Source organism: Microbacterium schleiferi (assembly GCF_020781975.1).
Taxonomy (GTDB): Bacteria; Actinomycetota; Actinomycetes; order Actinomycetales; family Microbacteriaceae; genus Microbacterium.
The window spans coordinates 31,875-52,909 of record NZ_JAJGNI010000002.1 but is presented as its reverse complement, the minus strand read 5'-3'; the positions used below and the strand labels follow the sequence as shown (position 1 = coordinate 52,909).

General features: G+C 68.6%; 10 protein-coding genes. 5 read left to right on the top strand and 5 right to left on the bottom strand.

Going from position 1 to position 21,035, the window contains the following annotated elements:
• Positions 1 to 223 precede the first annotated feature (223 nt).
• Positions 224 to 2,083 (bottom strand): zf-HC2 domain-containing protein, encoded by a 1,860-nt coding sequence (locus LL236_RS02505; protein ID WP_228177223.1) that lies wholly within the window; start codon positions 2,081 to 2,083, stop codon positions 224 to 226.
• A 559-nt stretch (positions 2,084 to 2,642) separates the two neighbouring features.
• Positions 2,643 to 11,498, bottom strand: coding sequence for an isopeptide-forming domain-containing fimbrial protein (locus tag LL236_RS02500; protein WP_228177222.1), 8,856 nt, complete (start codon positions 11,496 to 11,498; stop codon positions 2,643 to 2,645).
• A gap of 576 nt (positions 11,499 to 12,074) precedes the next feature.
• On the opposite strand from LL236_RS02500, the gene LL236_RS02495 reads away from it, so the two are divergent.
• On the top strand, positions 12,075 to 14,732 hold the full coding sequence (locus tag LL236_RS02495; protein WP_228177221.1) for a LuxR C-terminal-related transcriptional regulator: 2,658 nt from the start codon (positions 12,075 to 12,077) through the stop codon (positions 14,730 to 14,732).
• On the opposite strand, the gene LL236_RS02490 is transcribed toward LL236_RS02495, so the two are convergent.
• Complete coding sequence (locus LL236_RS02490; protein WP_228177220.1) at positions 14,631 to 15,944, bottom strand: MFS transporter; 1,314 nt, start codon at positions 15,942 to 15,944, stop codon at positions 14,631 to 14,633. The genes LL236_RS02495 and LL236_RS02490 overlap by 102 nt on opposite strands.
• A 240-nt stretch (positions 15,945 to 16,184) precedes the next feature.
• Between LL236_RS02490 and rplM the strand changes: the two genes are divergently transcribed.
• The 4 genes from rplM to LL236_RS02470 all read left to right on the top strand — a co-directional run bounded on the left by rplM (position 16,185) and on the right by LL236_RS02470 (position 19,280).
• Positions 16,185 to 16,631, top strand: coding sequence for a 50S ribosomal protein L13 (rplM, locus tag LL236_RS02485; protein WP_228177219.1), 447 nt, complete (start codon positions 16,185 to 16,187; stop codon positions 16,629 to 16,631).
• Positions 16,632 to 16,660: 29 nt separating this feature from the next.
• Positions 16,661 to 17,143 (top strand): 30S ribosomal protein S9, encoded by a 483-nt coding sequence (gene rpsI, locus LL236_RS02480; RefSeq protein ID WP_292729292.1) that lies wholly within the window; start codon positions 16,661 to 16,663, stop codon positions 17,141 to 17,143.
• A gap of 20 nt (positions 17,144 to 17,163) precedes the next feature.
• Complete coding sequence (gene glmM, locus LL236_RS02475; RefSeq protein WP_228177217.1) at positions 17,164 to 18,528, top strand: phosphoglucosamine mutase; 1,365 nt, start codon at positions 17,164 to 17,166, stop codon at positions 18,526 to 18,528.
• A 389-nt stretch (positions 18,529 to 18,917) separates the two neighbouring features.
• Positions 18,918 to 19,280, top strand: coding sequence for a hypothetical protein (locus LL236_RS02470; RefSeq protein ID WP_228177216.1), 363 nt, complete (start codon positions 18,918 to 18,920; stop codon positions 19,278 to 19,280).
• On the opposite strand, the gene LL236_RS02465 is transcribed toward LL236_RS02470, so the two are convergent.
• Entirely contained in the window at positions 19,253 to 20,185 is a 933-nt protein-coding gene (locus tag LL236_RS02465) for a Ppx/GppA phosphatase family protein (protein ID WP_228177215.1), read from the bottom strand. The genes LL236_RS02470 and LL236_RS02465 overlap by 28 nt on opposite strands.
• Positions 20,186 to 20,330: 145 nt before the next feature.
• Positions 20,331 to 20,981: a YdcF family protein gene (locus LL236_RS02460; RefSeq protein ID WP_228177214.1), complete on the bottom strand. Its 651-nt coding sequence runs from the start codon at positions 20,979 to 20,981 to the stop codon at positions 20,331 to 20,333.
• Positions 20,982 to 21,035 lie beyond the last annotated feature (54 nt).

Genomic DNA, 21,035 nt, shown 5'->3' with positions numbered 1-21,035 from the left:
ACAGATGCAGGGAAGGAGAATTCGTGACGCGAATCCGGGAAGCATTTTGCGGTTCGGTCGCGCCGTGCTGCGGGCGCGGGGGCACGGACGCCGCACAACGGCGCGACCGAACGGGTTGGGTGGGGCGCTACCCGTGGACGGACGGTTGGTTCGGTCGCGCCGTATTGCGGGTGTCGGGCGACGGATGCCGCACTTTGGCGCGACTGAAAGTCTTGGGCGGGCGCTACCCGGCGGTGAAGGTGACGAACGATGCGACACCGTGACGACCGGTGCCCGGATCGATATAACGGATGCCGATCGTGACCGTGGTGTCTGACGCGGAGAGCGTGAACTGCTGCGAGAAGGAGCCTGAGGCATCCAGCACCATCGGCGTTGGGCGGCAGGGCGAGGGGTCGGGCAGCTTTATGCGCTGCACGGATGCCGCCGGCTCACCCGTGATCGACAGGATGAACCCGGAGCGGGAGACGACCTCTCCCTCGCTCGGCGAGACGAACGCGGGCGGAGAGGCCACCGAGACCGCGACACCGGTCGACAGGGGAGAGGTGCGTCCATCGATCGACTGCCGGGCAGTGAGAGTGTGATCGCCCGGAGGAAGGTATGCGGATGCATCAGTCGTGCATGCGCCCCCGGACAGATCGGTCACGTTCCACGCTCCCGCATCGTCGGCGACCGTCGTCGCTCTGACGACGTCGGTCTCATCGAGGACCTCGACCGTTGCGCCCGGCTCGGCGTCAGTTCCCGACAGCTCGGGGTACACCTGCGTTCCGGCGCTCGCATCCACCACGACCTGCGGCGCAGGCAGGGGCGGCACTGTGGGTGTTGGCGTGGGAGTCGGACTCGGACTCGGACTCGACGTGGGTGTGGGCGTGGGCGTAGAGGTCGGTGTTGGCGTCGGGGTCGGGTTGGGCGTGGGACTCAGGGTCGGAGCGGGTGCCGGCTCTTCCGGGTCGGGGTCAACGGGGCCGGCTGGCGCGGGCATGCGATCGGGCCGGGGCGCGGGCGCTCCCGCATCGGGCCTCTCCGTATCGGGAAGCGGGACCGGCGCAGGCGCGTCGTTCTCGGGATCCACGACAGTCTCGGCGTCGCTCGGGGAGGCGGGCTGCGCGGCCGGGGGATTCGCCTCGACCAGACCGCCGGAAATCGTGCCGACCGCTGCCCACACTCCGGCACCGAGAGCCACAGCGGCAACCGCCGCGGCTGCCACCACCCCCACCTGGGCCGAGCGCGAAAGTCGGGACCGCGGCGGCTTGACCCCGGTCGTCGACGCGGCGGCAGCGACAGTGGCAGCCCCTGCCGCAGCACTGGACTGCAGCCACGCCGCGTAGGCGGCGGTCGCGGGAACCCCCACCACAACCGGCAGCAGCGCGAGCGCGAGCCTGGTCGATACCTGCTGAGCCTCGTTCCAGGCCAGCGCACACTTCGCGCACGTCGCGATGTGGGCCTCAGCGGCGCGGGCATCTCGGGCGCTCAGGGCCCCGCGCGTGTGAGCGCCGAGCATCGACAGCACTCCGCGGCACTCGTCGTTGTCGGCTGCCAGCAGCTGGGCGCTGACCCAGGCATCCCGAAAACCGCGTCGGGCACGGATGACGAGCGCCGACGCCGCGTTGGCGGCAAGACCCAGCAGCGGAGCGAACTGGCGCGGCTTCAACCCCTCGACATCGCTGTACCAGAGGGCCTCCTGCCAGCGGGTGGGAAGAGAACGGAAGGCAGAGACTGTGACGCCCGCCTCCAGGGCTGCCTCGACAGACTCGGCCGTGTCGGTCGAGGCCGGCAGGCCCGCGACATCCGTGCTCGTCGTCTCGGCGGCACGGGACCCCCACTCGCGCGCAACGTTCTTCACGGCAGTCAAGAGGTAGGGACGGAAACCCATCGTCGGGCCCCCGCCGTCTTTGATGCGCGCGAAGACCCGGGTGAAGGCCTCGGAGACGACATCATCGGCATCCAGCGTCGTGAAAGCGCGCGCGACAGCCAGCGCCGCAGCACTGTGACGCAGCCACAGTTCCGCGTACGCGGCAGTCGTGTTGCGGCGCGAGAGCGCGACGAGGTCGTCGTCACTCAGGGCCGCCAGACCTGTGCGGGGCACGGTCAGCTCACCTTTCGAGTGGACACCGGTGACAGCCGCTCCCAGATACGGCCAGTCTCAAGATTCGGCTCCAGAGCCCCATCGCGCAACCATGCGGTAGCTGTGAAAAGGCGAACGTGACGGCTCAGCTGATCGAAATCCGCTCGCGAGAGTCCCGCGCAGTCGAAGACCACGCTGCTCGCCGCTGCGGCATCCGCGGCCGGTGCTGATACAGAGTCCGTCCCGCGGGGGGAGACGAGCAGCATCCTGGCCGGCAGTGACCTGGTCCAGGCTGCTCGCCGCGGAGACGCGCAGGTGACCTCCACCGCGCACCGGCACCACTGCCACACGCGGGACCGGTCAGCGAGCTCAAGCCACGGCCCGCGCAGTGTTGCCTCACGCAGCCGTGGCAGGCCAGCTCGCGACGGGATGACCAGATGACGCCAGCGGCGCGCCTCGAAACGGATCGACCAACGCCCTCCCGAGCCCGACAGGTCGGGCGGGGGAGGGCTATGGTCATGGGCTGTAGGCGTGCTCACACCCCTACAGATGCCGTTCGGTGCGTTTCATGACGCGATTCTCACGAATCGGCCCGTCGACGTGACGCAGCGAAGAACCCACCGCCCGCGATCAGGAGCAGAAGCGCCGCCATCACTAGCCACCCGGGAAGCGTTCCTCCCGTACCGGCCAGCGGATCAGCTGCCACCGGGTTCGTGGTCGACGCGGTGAGCGTCGAGCCCGGCAGCTGCTCGGTCGGGGTGGTGACCGTAACGGTGTTCGTCACCTCGGGGTAGGCACCGTTAGCGACGGCCACCACGAGCGTCATCGATGCCGTCTGCCCCACTCCCAGCGGCCCGTCGAGCGTGCACGTCACCGTCTGGCCGGACGCGTCGCATGTCGTGCCGGTGCCGGACGCCGACACGAAGCTCAGGCCTCGAGGCAGCACGTCTGTCACCACGATCGGGCCCGGGTCCTCGGTAGGCCCCTCGTTCGTGACCGCGATCACATAGGTGCCCTTCGAGCCGACCTGCAAAGCGCCCAGGGCAGTCTTGGTCACAACCAGCGTCGACTGCGGCGGCACCGTGACGGTGTCATCGCTGCTGTTGTCGGAGGGGTCAGTCTCGGGCTGGTCGGCCGAGACGACACCGACGTTGACGACCTGGTCGTAGGCGGCCGCGGTAACGGTCACCGTGAGCGAGAGCGTCGGGGCGTCGGTCGCGGGCGCCAGGTCACCGGAGAGCGTTGCGGTCACCGTCGTTGTCCCGTCGGGCGCCACGGGGTCCGCCACCACGGTCCACGCGGGGTCGCTTCCCGCGGCATCCACGTATTCGAGACCGGCGGGGATCGTGTCGACAACCGTCACACCGGTCGCGGTCGACGGCCCATCGTTGCGAACCGAGAGATCGAACGGGAGGTCATCGCCGATGCGCACATCTCCCGCATCGTGGGTCTTCACGATCGACAGGTTCACCGCCTGGCTGACCTCCAGATCGGCAGTGTCGGTGTTTTCGTGCGGGTCCGGTGCGGGTTCGGGGGTGCCCGAGCTCACCGTGGCGCTGTTGGTCAGCACCGTGGTGCCGGTGACCGGGTCGACCGCGATCGACGGGTCGAGCTGCACGATGAGCGTCACCTGCGGGGCGTCAGCCCCCGCCGCAAGACCCGCGCCCGAGGGCACGCGGGTGAGCGCCACGGTCTGGGTGCCGCTGACCGGATCCACCGGATCGGCCACAGCTGACCAGTCGGCCGCGTCGACCAGGCCGACGAAGGTGATGCCCTCGGGTAGCGTGTCGACGATTGTCACCGGGGCGATCGCGTTCGAGGGTCCGTAGTTGTGCACCTCGAGGAGGTACCGCGCCTCGTCGCCCGCAATCGCGGTGGTGACGGGGTCACCAGCTTCGTCGACAGCGGTCTTCACGATGCCGAGATCCGCGAGGGTCTCGACCGTGATCGTCGCGTCGTCGGAGTTGTCGGACGTGCTCGTCTCTGGTGTCGAGGTCGCCACGGTCGCGGTGTTGGTCAGGTCGGTTCCCGTCAAAACGGATGCCGACAGTGCCGCCGTCACCGAAATCGTGGTCGTACCCACGGGCAGGTCGGCGATCTCGCAGGCCGCCGGAGCCGCCGTGACATCGCATGTCCAGCCGCTGCCCGACATCGCCGTGACGGTCATTCCCACCGGGGTGGCGTCGGTAACCACGACATCGCGCGCCACCGACGGACCCTCGTTCTCGATGGTGAGCGTGTAGCCCACGTCCGTGCCGGCGATGTAGGGCCCGGTATCCGGTGTCTTGGTGATCACGAGGTTCGTGAGCGTGTCGAGGCTCGTCGGGTCCTCGGCATGGTTGTTGCTCGGGTTGTCATCGTCGGGGCCATCGACGTCAGCCTCGTTGATGTACGAGCCGGCGGTGAGGTCAGAATCCGTCGTCGCCGAGAAGACGATCACGATCGTGGCGCCGTTCGCGAGGCTCGAGGAGGAGTCTCCCACCGTCCAGGTGAGGGTCTGACCCGCCACGACAGGCTCGGTCGCCGTCGCCGTGCCGCCGGCGACGCTGACCGTCGCGCTGCCGGTCTGATAACCGAAGCCAGACGGCAGGGTGTCGGTGATCTCGATCGGGCCCGACGAAGCCGATGGGCCGTTGTTGGTCACCGTGACCGTGTACTCCAGCGGGTCGCCCGCGTGCACCGTGCCGGTATGCGTCTTCTCGATCGAGAGATCAGCCGAACGCTCCGAGTCGGAGGTGGAATCGGTGTCGTCCGGGTCGTTTGTCGCGTTGTCGGCGTGCGCGATGACCGTGTTCTCGACCGTCGCGCCGGACTCGACCGCTGCATCCAGCAGCAGGGCCACGCGGAACGACGCCGAGTCGCCGGCTGCCAGGTCACCTGTGAGGGCGAAGCTCTGGTCATCGCCTGGCGCCGAGGTCGAGGACGTACGTGTCCAGGTACCGGTCACTGACTCGAACGACTGGTAGCTGAAGTAATCAGCCACCTCGTCATCGACCGTCACCGAACGAGCGTCCGCCGTGCCGGTGTTGGCCACCTCGACGAGGTAGGTCACCGGGTCTCCCGGCACTACCGGGTTCGTCGCGGTCGCCGGCACCCAGTCCGAGCCGTCGAAGACGACCCGGGTCTTGTTGATTCCGAGCGTCGTGTCGATACCGGGCGTCACTGTGTCGGTGTCGGTGTTGTTCGACGGGTCCGGGTCGGTCGTCTCACCGGGGGTCACAGTGCCGCTGTTCGAGATATCGGTACCTGCGGGCCACGACGGGTCGATCGTGCCGGTGAGGGTGAACGCGGTCACCTGGCCCGCGGTCAGCCGTTCCCCGTCGGCGAGGGTGAGTGTCACCGTATCGCCCGCGGCGAACGGCCCCGGGGCCGACGCGGTCCAGCCGGCGGGGAGAGTGCCGAGCATCGTGTTCAGCATTCCCGTGGGGATCGTGTCGCTCACCGTGATCGGGTTCGCCGTCGTCGAGACCGAGTCGGACGGCCCGTCGTTCGTGACGGTGAGAGTCCAGGTCACAGAGCCTCCCGCGTTCACGGGGTTCGAGGCTGTCTTGTCGATCACGAGATCGGCCTCGGCAGTGACAGGAACCTCGGCATCGTCAGTGTTGTTCGACGGGTCGGGGTCGTGGGTTGCGCCCGTCACGTTCGCCGTGTTGTCGACGGGGGAGTCGGCAACATCGAAGGATGCCGCCGCCTGCGCCGTGACCGTGATCACCGGGAAGCTCGCGCCGGAGGCGAGAGTGTCGGCGCTGTTCGTGCGCGAGCAATCGAACCCGGTCGTCGACACTAGCGCGCAGTCCCAGCCGGTGCCCGAGACACCGGTCACGCTGAAGCCCGCCGGCAGCACACCGGCATCGCCCCACGTATCGCTGACGGTGAAGGGTCCGACAGCCTCATCGGGACCGTTGTTGGTCACCGTGATCGTCCAGGCCGTGCCGGCGGCGCCGCCCGCGACGAGACCCACGCCAGCATCCTTCTGCAGCTGGAGGTCTGCCGCGTGGATGAACGCGTCTGCTTCGGCATCCGGACCGGTGTACTCACCGTCGGCGTCCTCGGTCGCACCGGAGGTGTCGGTCGTCGTGCCCGCAACGGTGTTCGTGTGCGGCGGACGGACGACCGGAGGGCCGGCCTGCGTGACGCCCGCGTCGGTGAGAGCGGCGGTACGCGGGATCGCCGTGAAGACGATCACGATCGACTGGCCGGGTTGCAGGACCGGGGAGGCTGGGGCGTCGGCGCCGAACGACCAGGCGAGCTGCTGCAGGTCGCCTGGGTCGCCGCTGCCGGTGACCGTCGTCGTCGGGGGAGGCGAGACCGGGGTGCCCGCCACAGTCACGCTCGTGATGGCCTGGAACTCCCAGTTCACCGGCAGGGTGTCGATAAGCTCCACCGTCTGGGCGGGGCCATCCCCGTTGTTTGTGGCGGTGATGGTCCAGCTGAACGGCGTGTTCGCGTAAGCGAGATCACCCGCAGTGACCGCCTTGGTCAGCGCCACGTCCGGCAACGCCGGGTCAACTGTCGCGGAGTCGTCGACATCCGTCGGGTCGTAGTCCCGGCCATCTGTCGGGAACGACTCGTAGTGGTCGACGGATGCGGTGTTGGTGAATGCGTCACCGTCGTGCAGGTTGGCGCTCGCGGTCAGCGTCGCCGAGTACGTGAACTGCACGGTGTTGCCGGGGGCGGTGTTGCTGAGCGGGCCCGGCAGGTCGGTCTCATCCCACGTGACGGTGCCACCACCGAGCGCCGGGTCGGCACCCGTGAGCGTGCCACCGCCGGTGATCGTGGCGGGGTCGACGAGGACGCCTGCGGGGACGACGTCGCTCACGACCATGTTGTACGCGGGAGTCGCGCCGGTGTTGGTCACCGTGACGGTGTAGTCGAAGCTCTCTCCCGGGTTCGGGGTGGCGTCAGAGACCGTCTTGGCGATCCCGAGCAGCGGGTCCAGCACGTCGACATTCGCGTCGTCATCGATCGAGGTGCGGGTCGAGGGGTCGCCGTTGGCGGTGTTCCAGCCGAACACTGCAGTGTTCGGCAGATCGCTGATGTTCGCGGGCACCGCACTGCCGTCCAGGAGAACCTCGTAGGTGAGGGTCAGCACGCGGTCGACCGGCTCGGACAGGATGTCGTTGCCGGCACCGTCGTCGTAGGTCCAGGTGGCGGTGTTCGTACCGGCATCCAGCGCGTAGTCCCAGGTTCCGGTGACGCCGGTGGACGGGCTCGCGGTCGGGCCGGTGATGGTCGCGTCCTGCAGGACGACGCCGGCCGGAAGGTCGTCGGAGATCACCGGGTCGTAGTAGTTGATGTTGGCTTTCAGCGTCACCTCAACCTGATACTCGACGGTTTCGCCGAGCGGCTCGGACACGCTGCCAGCGAAGGCGTCGGTCGTGCCGGCGGTGCGCACACCCTTGGCGATCTCGGCGGTCACAGCGGTGACCGTCGCGTCGTCGTTCGAGGTGCGGGTGCCGCGACGGCTTGTGACATCCCCACCGAGGCTCGCCGGGAGGGTGTAACCGGTCTCGGTGGCGGTGTTCGTGTAGCTCTCGCCGCCACCGGTGGAAGGATCGATGCTCGCCTCGTAGGTGATCGACGCCGTCGGCGGGATCTCGGCGACGTTCCAGGTGATGGTGCCGCCGGCTCCGGTGGTGACGCCGGTGTCGAAGGCGGCTGGGGTCACGGATGCCGAACCGATGTCGACAATGAGGCCGGCCGGCACCGTGTCGACGATCACGTTGTCGTACGAGATCGGGCGGTTCGAGGTGTTCGCAACGCTCAGCGTGTACGTGATCGTGTCGCTGGTCGTGAGATCGGATGCCGGAGACGCCGACTTCGTGATCTGCGGGTTCGGCTCGATGTAGACGACCGAGGCGTCGTGCTGCCCATTCCAGGTGTCGCTCGTGAACAGTGCGCGGTTGTTCAACGTGGCGTTGGTGTTGCCCGCGTCACCCACGTACAGCGTCAGCGTCACGGTGAACAGCTGATCGACATCCGAGGTGTTCGCGTACGAAGTGGGGAAGGTGAGCTCACCGGCCGGGGAGAGCGAGAAGTCTCCTGCCGCTGCTCCCGTCAGTGCAGAGGCCGTCCAGGACGGGGTGCCGTGCACCGTGTACGGCACTGTCGTGCCGCCGCGCAGCAGGGTGCCGCGATCGCGCAGAACGGCGTTCGTCACCGACGTGTGAGCGGGGACCGAAACCGAGTACTCGAAGGTGATGAGCTCACCCTGCACAGCCTGGTTCGAGCCGTTGTTCGGGTCGAGATTCTGCTCGCCGATGCCTGTGTTCGGACCGACCTCGGTCGAGATCAGTTCCTTATCGACTGTCGGGTCGGGGGTGAACACCGACGAGTCGTCGCGGGTGTTCGCGCCCGGTACGGTCTCGTCGACCGGCCGGGTCGTGTCATCCAAGGAATCGGTGGGGTAGAGAGTCTGGGTGTCCCCGGTGTTCAGTGTGACGTCGTACTGCGTGATCGAGGCCGTGTTGTCGTAGTCGACATTCACGCGCGCGTCGGCGGGAACCGTGACGTCGTACGTGAGGGTCGCCGTTCCCGGCGCCGCAGCCACCGCGATGCCCGTCCAGACGATGACCGAGTGACCGCTGTATGCCGACTCGAGGTTCGCCGGATAGCCCAGGTCGCCCGGATCGAGCGCGACGCCACCGTTGCTGATCGCTGAGACATCGCCCTTATCGATGCCACTGGGCAGGGCATCCCAGACCGTCAGATCGGCGTCGAAATCGCCACCGGAGAGATCCACGCGGTAGGTGACGACGTCACTGGCAGCAACCTGGATGCCGTCGCGGTTCGAATCGAACACGGTGCCGTCTGCGTTGTTCTGGCTTTGCGCGGGCAGGGTGGCGTCGCCGTCCACGTCGCGGACACCCTTGAGGAGGGTCGGGCCCTGCCCGAGCTGGATCTCGGACGCGTCACGCAAGAAGAACAGGTCGCCCAGCACGTTCTCCTGCTGGTACTTCATGAGGTTCTGCGGCTTGTCGAGCGCCGAGCTGTCGGACGGGGTGTTCGAGGTCACGAGACCCAGAACGTGGAGCACGAGCGTCGAGTTCAGGGGCACGTAGCGGTCGCCTCCGGCACCCACCGTGCCGACCTGCCAGTCCAGTCGCTGACCGCTCTGCGAGAAGCTGTCGACCGTGACACCGGCGGTCGTTCCGCCGGCTCCGCTGTAGATTGCCGAATCCAGGTACGAGACGCCCGCGGGAAGGAAGTCCGTGACCAGCGGGTTTCGCACGTCAATCTCGTTCGCGAAGTCGACAGTCAACTCGTAGCAGACGACATCTCCGGCGTGGAAGGCGGGGTCTGCGGCATCCGTCTGGTTCTGCGCCCACGGGGCGCCCGGGGCCACGTCGCACGAGGTTGCGGCGGTCGGGGCAACCCCCGGCGTCGGGACGACAGCATCGCGGGGGAGTACCTGCTTCGAGATGGCAGAGAAGGCCGAATCCAGCGTCGCTTCGGAGTCGTCCCAGACATCCTCTGTGCCATCGGCGGGGACGCCGCTGCCGTTGGTCACACCGGTGAGAGCGGGGATCGCGTCAGTCCATCCCGTGATCGTCACGGTGTTGTCGAGGCTGTCGCCCGAGGTCGTGGGACCGACCCACGGGTCGTCCGTGTCGTACGTGCTGCGCATGAGAGCCGTGTAGCTGACCACGTGCTCGTCGTTCGCGGTGAGGGCTGCCGGGTCGATCAGGTAGGTCACCGCGAACGTGCCGGTTGCCGAGTCATAGTCGATCGCCGTCGCGGTGGCGCCGATGAGCGTCGCGCCGGCATCCGACGACGGATAGAGGCAATCGGCGGGAAGCGGGTCGCCCGTAATGCTGGCCGTTGCGGGACCGGGGAGGGCAGGGCACAGTCCGTTGGCGAACGTGTCCACGAGCTCGATCGGGTCGGGATCGCTCGAGTCGCCGGCGCTCGTGTACTCGCTCGTCGCAATGTTCAGCGTGTAGGTCGCCAAGCCCCCCGTGATGAACTCACTGCCGGCACCGGTTGTAACGCTCTTGAGCACCCGCAGGTCCATCGCCTGGATCTGCTCGCTGTCGGTGTCGCTCGCTGACGCGGAAGCGGAGGGGGCGAGCGGTCCGGCGTACGTCCCGGCAACGGTCGCGAGATTGTCGTACAGGATGCCGTCACCGAAGCCTGCGCCCTGTCCCTGCCGGGTCGAGGCGCCGTTGTTGTTGTTCAGGTTGGATGCCTGCTGGAGCCCGGCCGGATCGGGAGTGCCGCTCCCGGCCGCGGTGACGAAGTCCATCGTGTTCTCGAACAGCGGGACAGCGGCGACGTAGCGGATCACGTACGTGCCAGCCACACCCGGGGCGCTGAGGTCGGTGGCCTGCGCCGTGCCGCCGGTGAGGTTGGGGAGGTTCCAGGTCACCTTCGTGTAGACGCCCGGGTCGAGGCCGGCGGGGATACCGGAGTTCACCGTCTCGACGCTGGCAGGCGCCAGGCATTCAGCGGGCGAGGCGCCCGTGATCGGGCCGGCCGTCGGGTACTCCAGCGACCCGCCAAGGGTTCCGCCGGCGTCGTAGAGCAGCGGCGAGTCGGCCGTGTTGTCAACGCTTGCGCACGCCAGGAACTCGAGGCCTGCGGGGAGGAAGTCGACGAGGGTGACGCCGTTCGTGTCGCCCTGCGGCGAGTTCTCGACGGTCAGTGTGTAGACGGTCTGGTGGTCGTGCACACCGCGCAGCAGTTCGATCTCGGGGCTCGGTTCGTGCTTGGTCAACCGCAGCGCGTGAACCGGCATGCCGGTCGAGCTGGCACCGCCCGAGGTCTCGGCAGCGCCCGCGGTACCGCCCACGCCGGTGGAACCGTCGAAGACCGGGATGAGGGCGGGGTCGGCGGAGATGTAGCCCGTGAGGGTGATGTCGGGCTCGGCACCGACCGGGAAGAGGTCAGCGTCGGGGCGGACGGTCAGTGACGACGGGTACGTCGCCGTGCCGGGCAAGTCGGCGACATCCTGGAAAACCCACAGCTGCATCCCCGCGGGCACGGTCGCCAGCGGGTCGCCGGATTGCGTCTTCGCGCTGTTGGGAAGCTGTGCGCCGCTCGGGTATACGACGGGGCTACCCATCCCGCCCGACGAGACGAAATCGATGCCGCTCGGCAGCAGGACGGTAAGCGACGCGTTGTATCCGCCCGTTGTCGAGGTGTTCGTGATCGACACATCGAAGGTGGCATCCTCGCCCGCCAGGATGAATGGCTTGGTGTCGGCATCCCCGTACGCGCCGCCCGTCTGCACCAGCCCGATCGAGGTCGACGGATCGGGCAAGGCAGCGGCCGATGCCGCCGTGGTCGCGCCCCAGATGCCCAGGCCCACAGTGCTGGCGATCACTGCTGGCGCAAGTGCCAGCGAGACTCGCCGCATCCACGCCCGCCGCCTACGCTCTCGTGACGCGCGGCGGCTCGCGGGAGCGACGGATACTGAGGGAGCAGGGGCGTTCATCGAATGACCGGCTTCTTCTGTCAGGTCGCTCCGCGCGGAGCGAGGGAGGGCAGCGCACAGTGCCCGCGCACGCGCAGGCACAGGGATCTCCAGACGCGCTCGGGCCCGCGAGCTGGCGACTCCTCCGCCCGAGTATTCGGGCACGCGCCGGCGCAGACCGGTTGTCCGGCCCGAATTCACCCGTTGCTTCACCCCGCGTTCTGGCCGATCAGTGCGGGGGTGAACGGGCGGGTGAATTGCACCGAGGACGCCATTTGTGTCAATGGCCGGATGCTTACGCTCGCCGCGGGGTTCCCAGATCCCTCCGGCGGTGGGCCGGACGTTCCTCCCCGAGCGACGGCCCACCGTCTGGATGCCTGCACCGACCTTCGCGCTCGAAAGGCACGCCCATCATGACGAACCTGCGCTTGGCCCTCACATTCGCGGGCCTGTTCCTCCTTGGCACCTGTCTGCTGCTCGTGGGGGCTCTCGTGCGTGGCGCCGTCGCGGGACCTCTCGCCCTGTTCTGACGCGTCGTATCCTAAGGAAGCGCCGCCGCGCCCTTCCCTCCTCCGCGGCGTCGCCGAGGTCGATGCAATGGGTCTTGTCGGTGTTCCGCGCCTTCCGGGCGCGCTTCTCGATCGCCCACGCCTTGAAGCTGTTCTCGAGGAAGACCATGCCCTGGCTGTCCTGTGCGCGCCGGCAGGCATGGGAAAGACCGTCGCGATGGCTCAGTGGGCCGCGCGTACGTCTCGCCGCGGTCTCTGGCTCCGCGTCGCCGACGGTGGCGGGTCGCCGATCGTCTTCGCCGGCCACCTCGCCCTGGCGCTTCACGACTATGGCCTGCTCGAGCCCGGGAACCCGCTCTCTGCAGGGCCAGCCGCCTTCCAATTCGTCGCCGATCCCTGGGACACGCTCCGCCGCGGCCTCGCGCGACTCGGAGAGCTCGCCCTCGCGATCGATGAGAGCGAGTATCTCGAACCCGACACCGTCAGCGGGCTTATCCGGCTGCTGGGCGACCTGCCATCGCTCTCGGTGCGTACCACCACTCGCGTTGCGAACGGTTTCGTCGAGCCCGGCCTCACGATCGCGCTCGACGTCGTCGTGCTGCGCGACGACGAACTCGCCCTCACCCGGGGTGAAACTGCCGCACTCCTGCACACCAGCGAAGACACTCCGATCGTGGGGGACGTTCTCGACCACGGCGGCGCGCCCGGGCTTGCTCGGCTCCTGACATTCGACGAGAACGCCGCGGGGGGACGCGGCGGCGACCGGACCCTGCGGGAGATCGACTCGTCTCGCGTATCGGAGATCGTCGACTCGTTTCTGCGCATCCGGCGGCCGTCGTGGGACACGCAGTTCACCGGCTTCCTCGAAGCGATCTGCCTCGCCGATGCCGTCGATGTCGAGCTCGCTGCCCGTCTCAGCGGCGAGGCCGATGCCGCAGTCCTCCTCGACCGTGCCGAGCGGGAGGGGCTGGGTCAGTGGCGTGGACATGGCAGCCACGGCCTGCGGCGGGATGCTGCGGCCGTCTTCGAGCCGTCACCGTTCGCGCGGCGGGCGCTGTCGGCATCCGCGCGCCGGAACCTGTCGCCGGGGCGGCTTCGGGAGCTGAACACCCTGATCGCGCAGTGGGAGCTCGAGAGCGGACAGCCCTTCTCGGCGCTGCGCCGCGCTGTCGAGTATCGCGACTGGCCCCTCGCGACCGACACCGTGCGCCGCTTCTGGAACGAGCTCCTGCCGTACGGCTTGCGCGTCACCGAGCTGTTTCGGGGAGTGCCCCTCACCGTGCTCGGGAGGCTGCCGCTGGTGACGACGTTGCTCGCGATCATCGCCAACGCCCGGCCCGACCACCGGCTCCGCGCGATCGAGTACTTCCTGCTCGCCGCGTACGGTTCGCGGCAGCGTTCAGCGACCCGTGATCCGGCCGACCGCGTCCTGCTGCGCGCCATCGAGTCTGCGGCGCAACGCGTTTCGGGGCGTGACGGAACGAAGGCTGCTCGTGAGGCCTTCGATACCCTCGGCGAACTGAGTCCGGACGACCGGCTTCGGCTGGGCCGTAACGAGCCGAGCGTCTGGAACCAGGTCGGAACGAGCCTGCTGTACGGCGGCGACATTCCCCGGGCGATCGTCTGCTTCCGCCAGTCGGTAGCAGTCGGCGACGCCGGCGGGTATCGCGCGGGGCTGCAGGGGCTCGCCCTGCTCGCGGGAACATACGCGCTGGATGGCGACATCGTGCAGGCGCACGCCGTCGCCGGCCGCGCCGAGGAACGGGAATGGCCCGAGCGCTGGAAGACGGGCTATCCGGGCAGTTATCTGCAGTTGGCCCACGCCGTCATAGCCCTCGAAGACGGCGACCTCGACGCCGCTGACGCGCACCTGCACGCCCTCGACGAACACCGCGAGACGATCGAGCACTGGGCACCGCTCCTGCACGTCGACGTGCTCATCGAACTGCGTCGCCACCGGCCCGACATCGCCCGCGAGCGGATCCGGAGCATCGTCAGCGCCCAACGCGCCAGGCGCGCTGTCTCGCAGTTCACCAGCAGCCGCCTGCGGCACACGAGTGCGCTGGCAGCCGTGGCAGCCGGCGATCTCGCGGGAGCCGAGCGTCTCCTCGGCCGCAGCGAAGATGCGCGCACCGCCGTCAGCCGCGCCCGAATCGCCCTCGCCGCAGGCGACGCCGAACGCGCGTTGCGGCTGCTGAACGGTGCCGCAGCCGGGCAGGCATCCGCTCGGGCGCGGGCCGAGCACCTCGCCCTTACCGCCGCTGCCGTCGCCGTTCTCGGCCACGATGACGCACACACCCGCACCGCGATCGAACGTGCTGATGCTGCGCTCGCCGAGAGCGGTCAGATGCTCGCGCTTGCGCTCGTACCCGATGCGGCCCTGTCCGCGCTCGCCGCGAGCGCTGACAGGCTGAACCAGCGCGACTTCGCCCAGCGCGTCGAGCGTGCCCGCGACTGGGCGATGATCGGGTCGCCCGGCGCTGCGCCTCGGCTCACGGCGCGCGAGCACGCCGTGGCCCTCGAACTCGGCCGCCACGACGGAGTCGCTCAGATCGCCGCAGCCCTCAACGTGTCGCCGAACACCGTCAAGTCACAGTTGCGTGCGCTCTATCGCAAACTCGGCGTGAGCAGTCGCGCCGAAGCGCTACGTGCGCTCGCCGCGTGGGGCCTCGTGAGACCCGGCGTCGCCGGCGGACTCGACGACGGCCTCGACGACCCCGTCGCGCGCGGACCGCAGGAAGGGTAGGGCCGCCAGCCCGGCGAGGCTTACGACGGCGGCGCCCACGCACAGGGTCGTGAAGTTGTCGGCGGCACCGGAGATCGGATCAGGGCCTCCCAGGGTGAGTAGCCACGCTGCGATGCTCGGGACGACGATCTGGGGGAGCGTGTCGGCGACGTTCAAGGCACCCAGGTATCGCCCGCCGGCGCCGGCGGGGATACGGCGCAGTGCCGTCGTGAGATTCACCGCGAGGAACACCCCCATGGCAATCCCGCCGAGGACAGCGCTTACCAAGAGCACCGGCGCGCTCCCGGCGCCTGCTCGAACCAGTGCCGCGCCAGCCAGGAGGAGTGCGGAGCCGGCGAGCAGGATGCGGGGATCGATCCGGTCAGCCACCCACCCGACGGCCAGTGCCGCAACCACGATGGCTGCGCCGCCGGACAGTGTCGACAGCGAGGTGAGCGCCGTGGCGGCACCGGCAGTTCCGGTGATGCGATCTGCCACGAGGTAGAGCATGAACGAGGTCACGAGACCGAACGCGACCGACTGGATGAATCGGCTGGCCCACACCGGTGCGAAGCGGCGGATCGACCCGATGCCGCCGGGTTCGGCATCGGGGCTTCGCGTCACCGCTGCCGTTGCCGCAGCCACGCGCGACGGAAGCAGCGCTGCCGCGACCACGGCGATTGCTACCGCCAGGAGCGACATGGAGATCGTCACTGTGCCGACGTGATCGGGAAGAACACTCGACAGGAGCAGGGGAGGGACCGTTCCGAGGAAAGCGGCTGCAGAGAACGCCCCCGATGCCCGGCCGCGCTCGGCATCCGGAACGGCGTCAGCCAGCAGGCCCGCCGCTGCGGCCAGGAGCGCGTTGTAGGAAATCTGCACGAGCACCCACGCCGTGAGCAGGATCCCGATCGAGGGGGCGACCAGCAGAAGGCCCATGGCGGCAAATCCGAACAGAGCCCCGCCGATGATCCACGGATGCCGCGCTCCCAGCCTCGAGCGGGTGCGATCCGAGAGTGCCCCGAAGAGCGGGTTGGCTATCGTCGCCGCGACAGCGCCGATGGTCACAGCCAGCGCGAGGATGCCGGTGCGCTCTGTCGGGGGAGCCAGCAGATCGACAGCCAGCGGCAGACCGGTGATCGCCGGCGCCGTCATCGCGCCGATCCCGACAAGGTTCAGCGCCGCCGGAACCAGCGCACCGCGGCCGAGTCGATGACGGGCGCGGGTAGCCATGAGCGTCAGCGTATTCGCCATCGGCCATGGGCGAGAATCCGGTCACGGCCACGGCATCCGGGTGGGCGGTTCGCGCGCAGCATCCGGATGCCGTAAGCTAGCTCTTTGGTGCCTGCCTCACTGCGGCAGATCACCGCGAACGTGAGCCCTCCACTGGCGTGTTCGGCGGCCTTCGGCCTCGGAACCACCCCGGAGCGGGATTCACGAACTCCTCCGTTCGAACCAGAAAGCAGCACTATCGTGACGCGCACATTCACCCCCAAGGCTGGCGAAATCCAGCGCGAATGGCTCGTGATCGACGCCACCGACGTCGTTCTCGGCCGCCTCGCCTCCCACGCTGCAGCGCTCCTGCGCGGCAAGCACAAGGCGACCTTCGCACCGCACGTTGACAGCGGCGACCACGTCATCATCATCAACGCCGACAAGGTTGCCCTCACCGGCCAGAAGCTCGAGAAGAAGATGGCCTACCGCCACTCCGGATACCCGGGCGGCCTGAAGGCCGTCGCGTACAGCGAGCTGCTCGAGAAGAACCCCGTCCGCGCCGTCGAGAAGGCCATCCGCGGAATGCTCCCCAAGAACAGCCTGGGTCGCCAGCAGCTGTCCAAGCTGAAGGTGTACGTCGGTGCCGAGCACCCGCACGCCGCTCAGCAGCCCAAGACATACACGCTCGACCAGGTCGCCCAGTAAGCGCCGGACAGACCCAGAAGGACATACTCGTGGCGAACGACACCACCGCAACCGAGCCCACCAGCTACACCACCGAATCTGCCGTCGACGTCGAGGCTGTTGAGGCTGCACGTCCCGTGCTCAACGTTCCCGGCGCGGCAGTCGGCCGCCGCAAGGAGGCCATCGCCCGCGTGCGCCTGGTCCCCGGCACCGGCACCATCACCGTCAACGGCCGCACGTTCGAGAACTACTTCCCGAACAAGCTGCACCAGCAGCTCGTGACCGACCCCTTCACCCTGCTGAACCTCACCGGCGCCTACGACGTCATCGCCCGCATCCAGGGCGGCGGCCCCTCGGGCCAGGCAGGCGCCCTGCGCCTGGGCATCGCCCGCGCGCTCAACGAGATCGACGCCGAGAACAACCGCCCGGCACTCAAGAAGGCCGGCTTCCTCTCACGCGACGCTCGCGTGAAGGAGCGCAAGAAGGCCGGTCTCAAGAAGGCGCGCAAGGCTCCGCAGTACTCGAAGCGTTAATCGCTTCGCCACCGCGCACCATGCCGCTGTTCGGCACGGACGGCGTACGAGGGCTTGCCAACGGCATCCTCACCGCCGATCTCGCGTTGTCCTTGGCCCAGGCGACCGCTGTCGTCCTGGGCCAAGGACGCACCGCTGACGCCCGCCGCGCCGCGGGCAAGCGGCTCACCGCCGTCGTCGCGCGCGACCCGCGCGTCTCGGGGGAGTTCCTCGTCGCCGCCGTTTCGGCGGGACTCGCCTCCTCGGGCGTCGACGTGCTCGACGCCGGCGTCCTTCCGACGCCCGCCCTGGCCTACCTCGTCGGCGATCATGACGCCGACTTCGGGGTCATGGTGTCGGCATCCCACAACCCCGCTCCCGACAACGGCATCAAGATCTTCGCTCGCGGCGGCGTGAAGCTGCCCGACGTCGTCGAGGCGCGCATCGAAGCCGCCATGAGCGGCGACAAGCTGCAACCGACGGGCGCCGGCGTCGGTCGGATCAGCCGATTCTCCGATGCCGAGGACCGTTACGTCCTCCACCTCCTGCAGTCCCTGCCGCATCGGCTCGACGGGCTTCACGTCGTACTCGACTGCGCGCACGGCGCGGCATCCGGCGTCTCACCGCAGACGTTCTCGGATGCCGGCGCACGCGTGACGGTCATCGGCGCCGATCCCGACGGACTGAACATCAACGACGGCGTCGGCTCGACGCACCTCGATCAGCTCTCGGCTGCTGTCGTCGAGCACGGTGCGGACCTGGGTATCGCCCATGATGGTGACGCCGACCGGTGCCTCGCCGTCGATGCTGCAGGTCGGGTGATCGACGGCGACCAGATCATGGCTATCCTCGCCGTCGCGCTCAAAGACCGTGGGGAGCTCACCGACGACACTCTCGTCGCCACGGTCATGAGCAACCTCGGCCTGCATCGTGCGATGGCCGATCACGGCATCCGTGTCGAACAGACCGCCGTCGGCGACCGGTACGTGCTGGAGCGCATGAACGAGGGCGGTTTCGCCCTCGGCGGCGAGCAGTCCGGACACGTCATCATGTCTCGGTTCGCCACCACCGGCGACGGCCTGCTGACGGGGCTGCACCTCATGTCGGAGATGGCCCGGACCGGGCTGACGCTTGCCGAGCTCGCCTCGATCATGACCGTGTACCCGCAGGTGCTCGTGAACGTGAAGGGCGTCGACCGGTCGCTGGTTGCGACCGACGAGGTCGTGCAGGATGCGGTCGCTGCGGCATCCACAGCGCTCGGGGACTCGGGCCGCGTTCTGCTGCGCCCCTCGGGCACGGAGCCCCTCGTGCGCGTCATGGTCGAGGCCGCCGACGCCGAAACCGCCCACGCTCACGCCGAGGCCCTCGCGGGCGTGGTGCGCGAACGCCTCAGTCTTCCCGCCTGAGCCGCCCCTCCAGGCATCCGTTCGGCGGCATCCCTCGCCGGCTCGGCGCGTGGCTAACTCCTCAGATCAGTTATGTGAACGGTGCAACCGCGGCGTGATCTGGCTCACACTCCGTCGTCTTTGAGGAGTTAGCCACCGAGAGGCCGCGCGAACTTTCGTGCGCGCGTCGTCGCGGGCATGGGAGCGCTCACAGGCATGCGGCGCATGGGTTCGCGAGATTCGCGCCCACCGCGCCCCCGCTCTATCGACGGGGAAAGCTGGGATTTTCCTAGCACCTCGTCGCGCACTACGCGCTCGACGAGACGAGCGGCACGGTAGCCGCCGATAGCTCGGGCAACGGCCACGACGCCGCCTACATCGGCTCACCGACGCTCCTCGGTGCGGAGGGTGTGACATTCGACGGCACCGACGACTACGTCGACCTTCCCGACAACCTCATCGGCGGTCTCGACTCGGTGACCGTCGCGATGGACGTCATCGTCTCGCCCTCGCAGAGCGGCAACTACTTCATTTGGGGATTCGGGAACACCGCTGGCGATGGCGCGGGCAACGGCTACCTCTATTCGACCGGGAACAACTACCGGGGAGGCATCGCCACGGGCAACTGGACCACGGACGTCCTGGCCGACGCGCCGGCGCCCACGGACCGGCACCGGCGCGCCGAGCACGATCTGCGCTGTTGCATCATCGACGGTGGTGCCGAACTGTCGCGGCAGGTGCCCGATCAGCCCCAGCCCATGGACTCGATGTAGCGGAGCAGCACGCCCTCGCGCAGGGCCCACGGGCTCACCTCGAGCTCTTCGACATCCATCGCGCGCATCGCCTCGTGAAGCACAACCGCACCCGCGACGATCTGGAAGGTCCGATCCGCGGTGATTCCGGGCAGTTCCTGGCGAGCGGATGCCGGAATGCGCGCCAAGCGCGGGATCCACGACCCGAGCGCAGCGCGGGGGAGCATCATCCGTTCGCTGCCCGACCACCCGGGCATCGGGTAGCCGACGAGTTTGGCCAGCGACCGGATCGCCTTGGAGGAGCCCACGGTGTGATCAGGTCGGGGGAGCGCACCGAAAGTCTTGGTCAGCGGCTTGAGCGTCTGGCGGGCGTGTGCTCGAAGACGATCGACGGCCTCCTCGCCGGGCGGGTCATCCGGCAGGTAGGCGATCGTCATGCGGCCAGCGCCGAGGGGCACGGATGCCGCTTCATCCGGGAGCTCGTCGCTTCCCGCCGCGATCTCCAGAGACCCGCCGCCGATGTCAAAGAGCAGGATCTGGCCGGCCGACCAGCCGAACCACCGCCGCACCGCGAGGAACGTGAACCGGGCCTCCGAGACGCCCCCGAGAACCTGGAGCGGTTGGCCGAGCGCTGCCTCGATTCGCGCGATCACCTCGGTTCCGTTGGTGGCCTCGCGCACCGCGGAGGTCGCCGTCGCGAGGAACTCGTCGACCTTCTCGCGTTCGGCGACCACGCGGGCTTGTGACGCGGCATCCACCAGCGCGGCGATCCCCTCCTCGCTGATCGCGCCGTCGGGCGTGACGTACCTCATCAGGCGCAACACGGATCGATGGCTCGTGGAGGCGAGTGGGCGGCCGCCGGGGTGAGCGTCGGCGACGAGAAGATGGACGGTATTGGAGCCGATGTCGAGGACGCCCAGACGCACGGGGGTCAGCTTATCGGTGGCTCGGGTAGGCACCCGTGCCCGGTCGTTGTCGTGCCGATTGCAGGATGAACGCCGTGGCCAGTGGCTCAGGTGCGCCACGAATGACGATCGCGCCTGCGTTCGGCCCGGCGCGTCAGACGAGGCCTCAGGGTAGGGCGTCGGAGGGCGGTGCCGCACAACCGACGATCCACGCCTTCGCGAAGGCGGCAGTCTGATAGGCGTAGTTGTAGATCCAGCGCGACAGGTTCAGGCTCTCGTCCACGGGGATCACGGTGACGTCGGCATCCGCGCACGCGCCGAAAATGTAGCGCGTACGCAGCACGTGCGGCGTGTAGGTCAACACGATGACGCTCTCACCGTCGGTCGCATACGCGTCGAGCATCGCTGCTTCCCCCCGTGTCGTGAACGGGTCGGGAGTGCGACAGGTCACATAAGCCCGCCAGCAGTAGGCGAGTTCACCCGCCGACTCCGGCCCCGATGCCGGCACTGACACCAGGACCTGGTCAGCGATTCCCTGATCGCGCAGGCTCTCGGCATCCGCGATGCGGGTCGCAGTCGGTGGGCCGATCACATAGAGAAGGTCTGCTTGGGGCGCCGCGGGAACCGCCGGGAAGACATACAGGGGAAGCCCGATCACGGCGACCAGAGCGATGATCGCCAGGATGCCGAGAGCGCCGCGGCGCGCCCACCGGGTTCGAGTGAGCATCGACTCGTCGTCCACGCGTGCATCCTCCGTCTCCTCGTGCGGCGACCACAGCGTCGACGTGCTCCGACGAGCGACAGTGTAGTGAGCCATCCAGGACAACTCGGCTGGGTGAGGGACAACTCGGCTGAGGGAAGACCAACTCGG

What these genes read in the sequence shown, in the direction of transcription:
- LL236_RS02500 (WP_228177222.1), bottom strand. Translation starts at nt 11,498, where the DNA reads ATGAACGCCCCTGCTCCCTCAGTATCCGTCGCTCCCGCGAGCCGCCGC.
- LL236_RS02495 (WP_228177221.1), top strand. Translation starts at nt 12,075, where the DNA reads ATGGGTCTTGTCGGTGTTCCGCGCCTTCCGGGCGCGCTTCTCGATCGC.
- LL236_RS02490 (WP_228177220.1), bottom strand. Translation starts at nt 15,944, where the DNA reads ATGGCTACCCGCGCCCGTCATCGACTCGGCCGCGGTGCGCTGGTTCCG.
- glmM (WP_228177217.1), top strand. Translation starts at nt 17,164, where the DNA reads ATGCCGCTGTTCGGCACGGACGGCGTACGAGGGCTTGCCAACGGCATC.
- LL236_RS02460 (WP_228177214.1), bottom strand. Translation starts at nt 20,981, where the DNA reads ATGGCTCACTACACTGTCGCTCGTCGGAGCACGTCGACGCTGTGGTCG.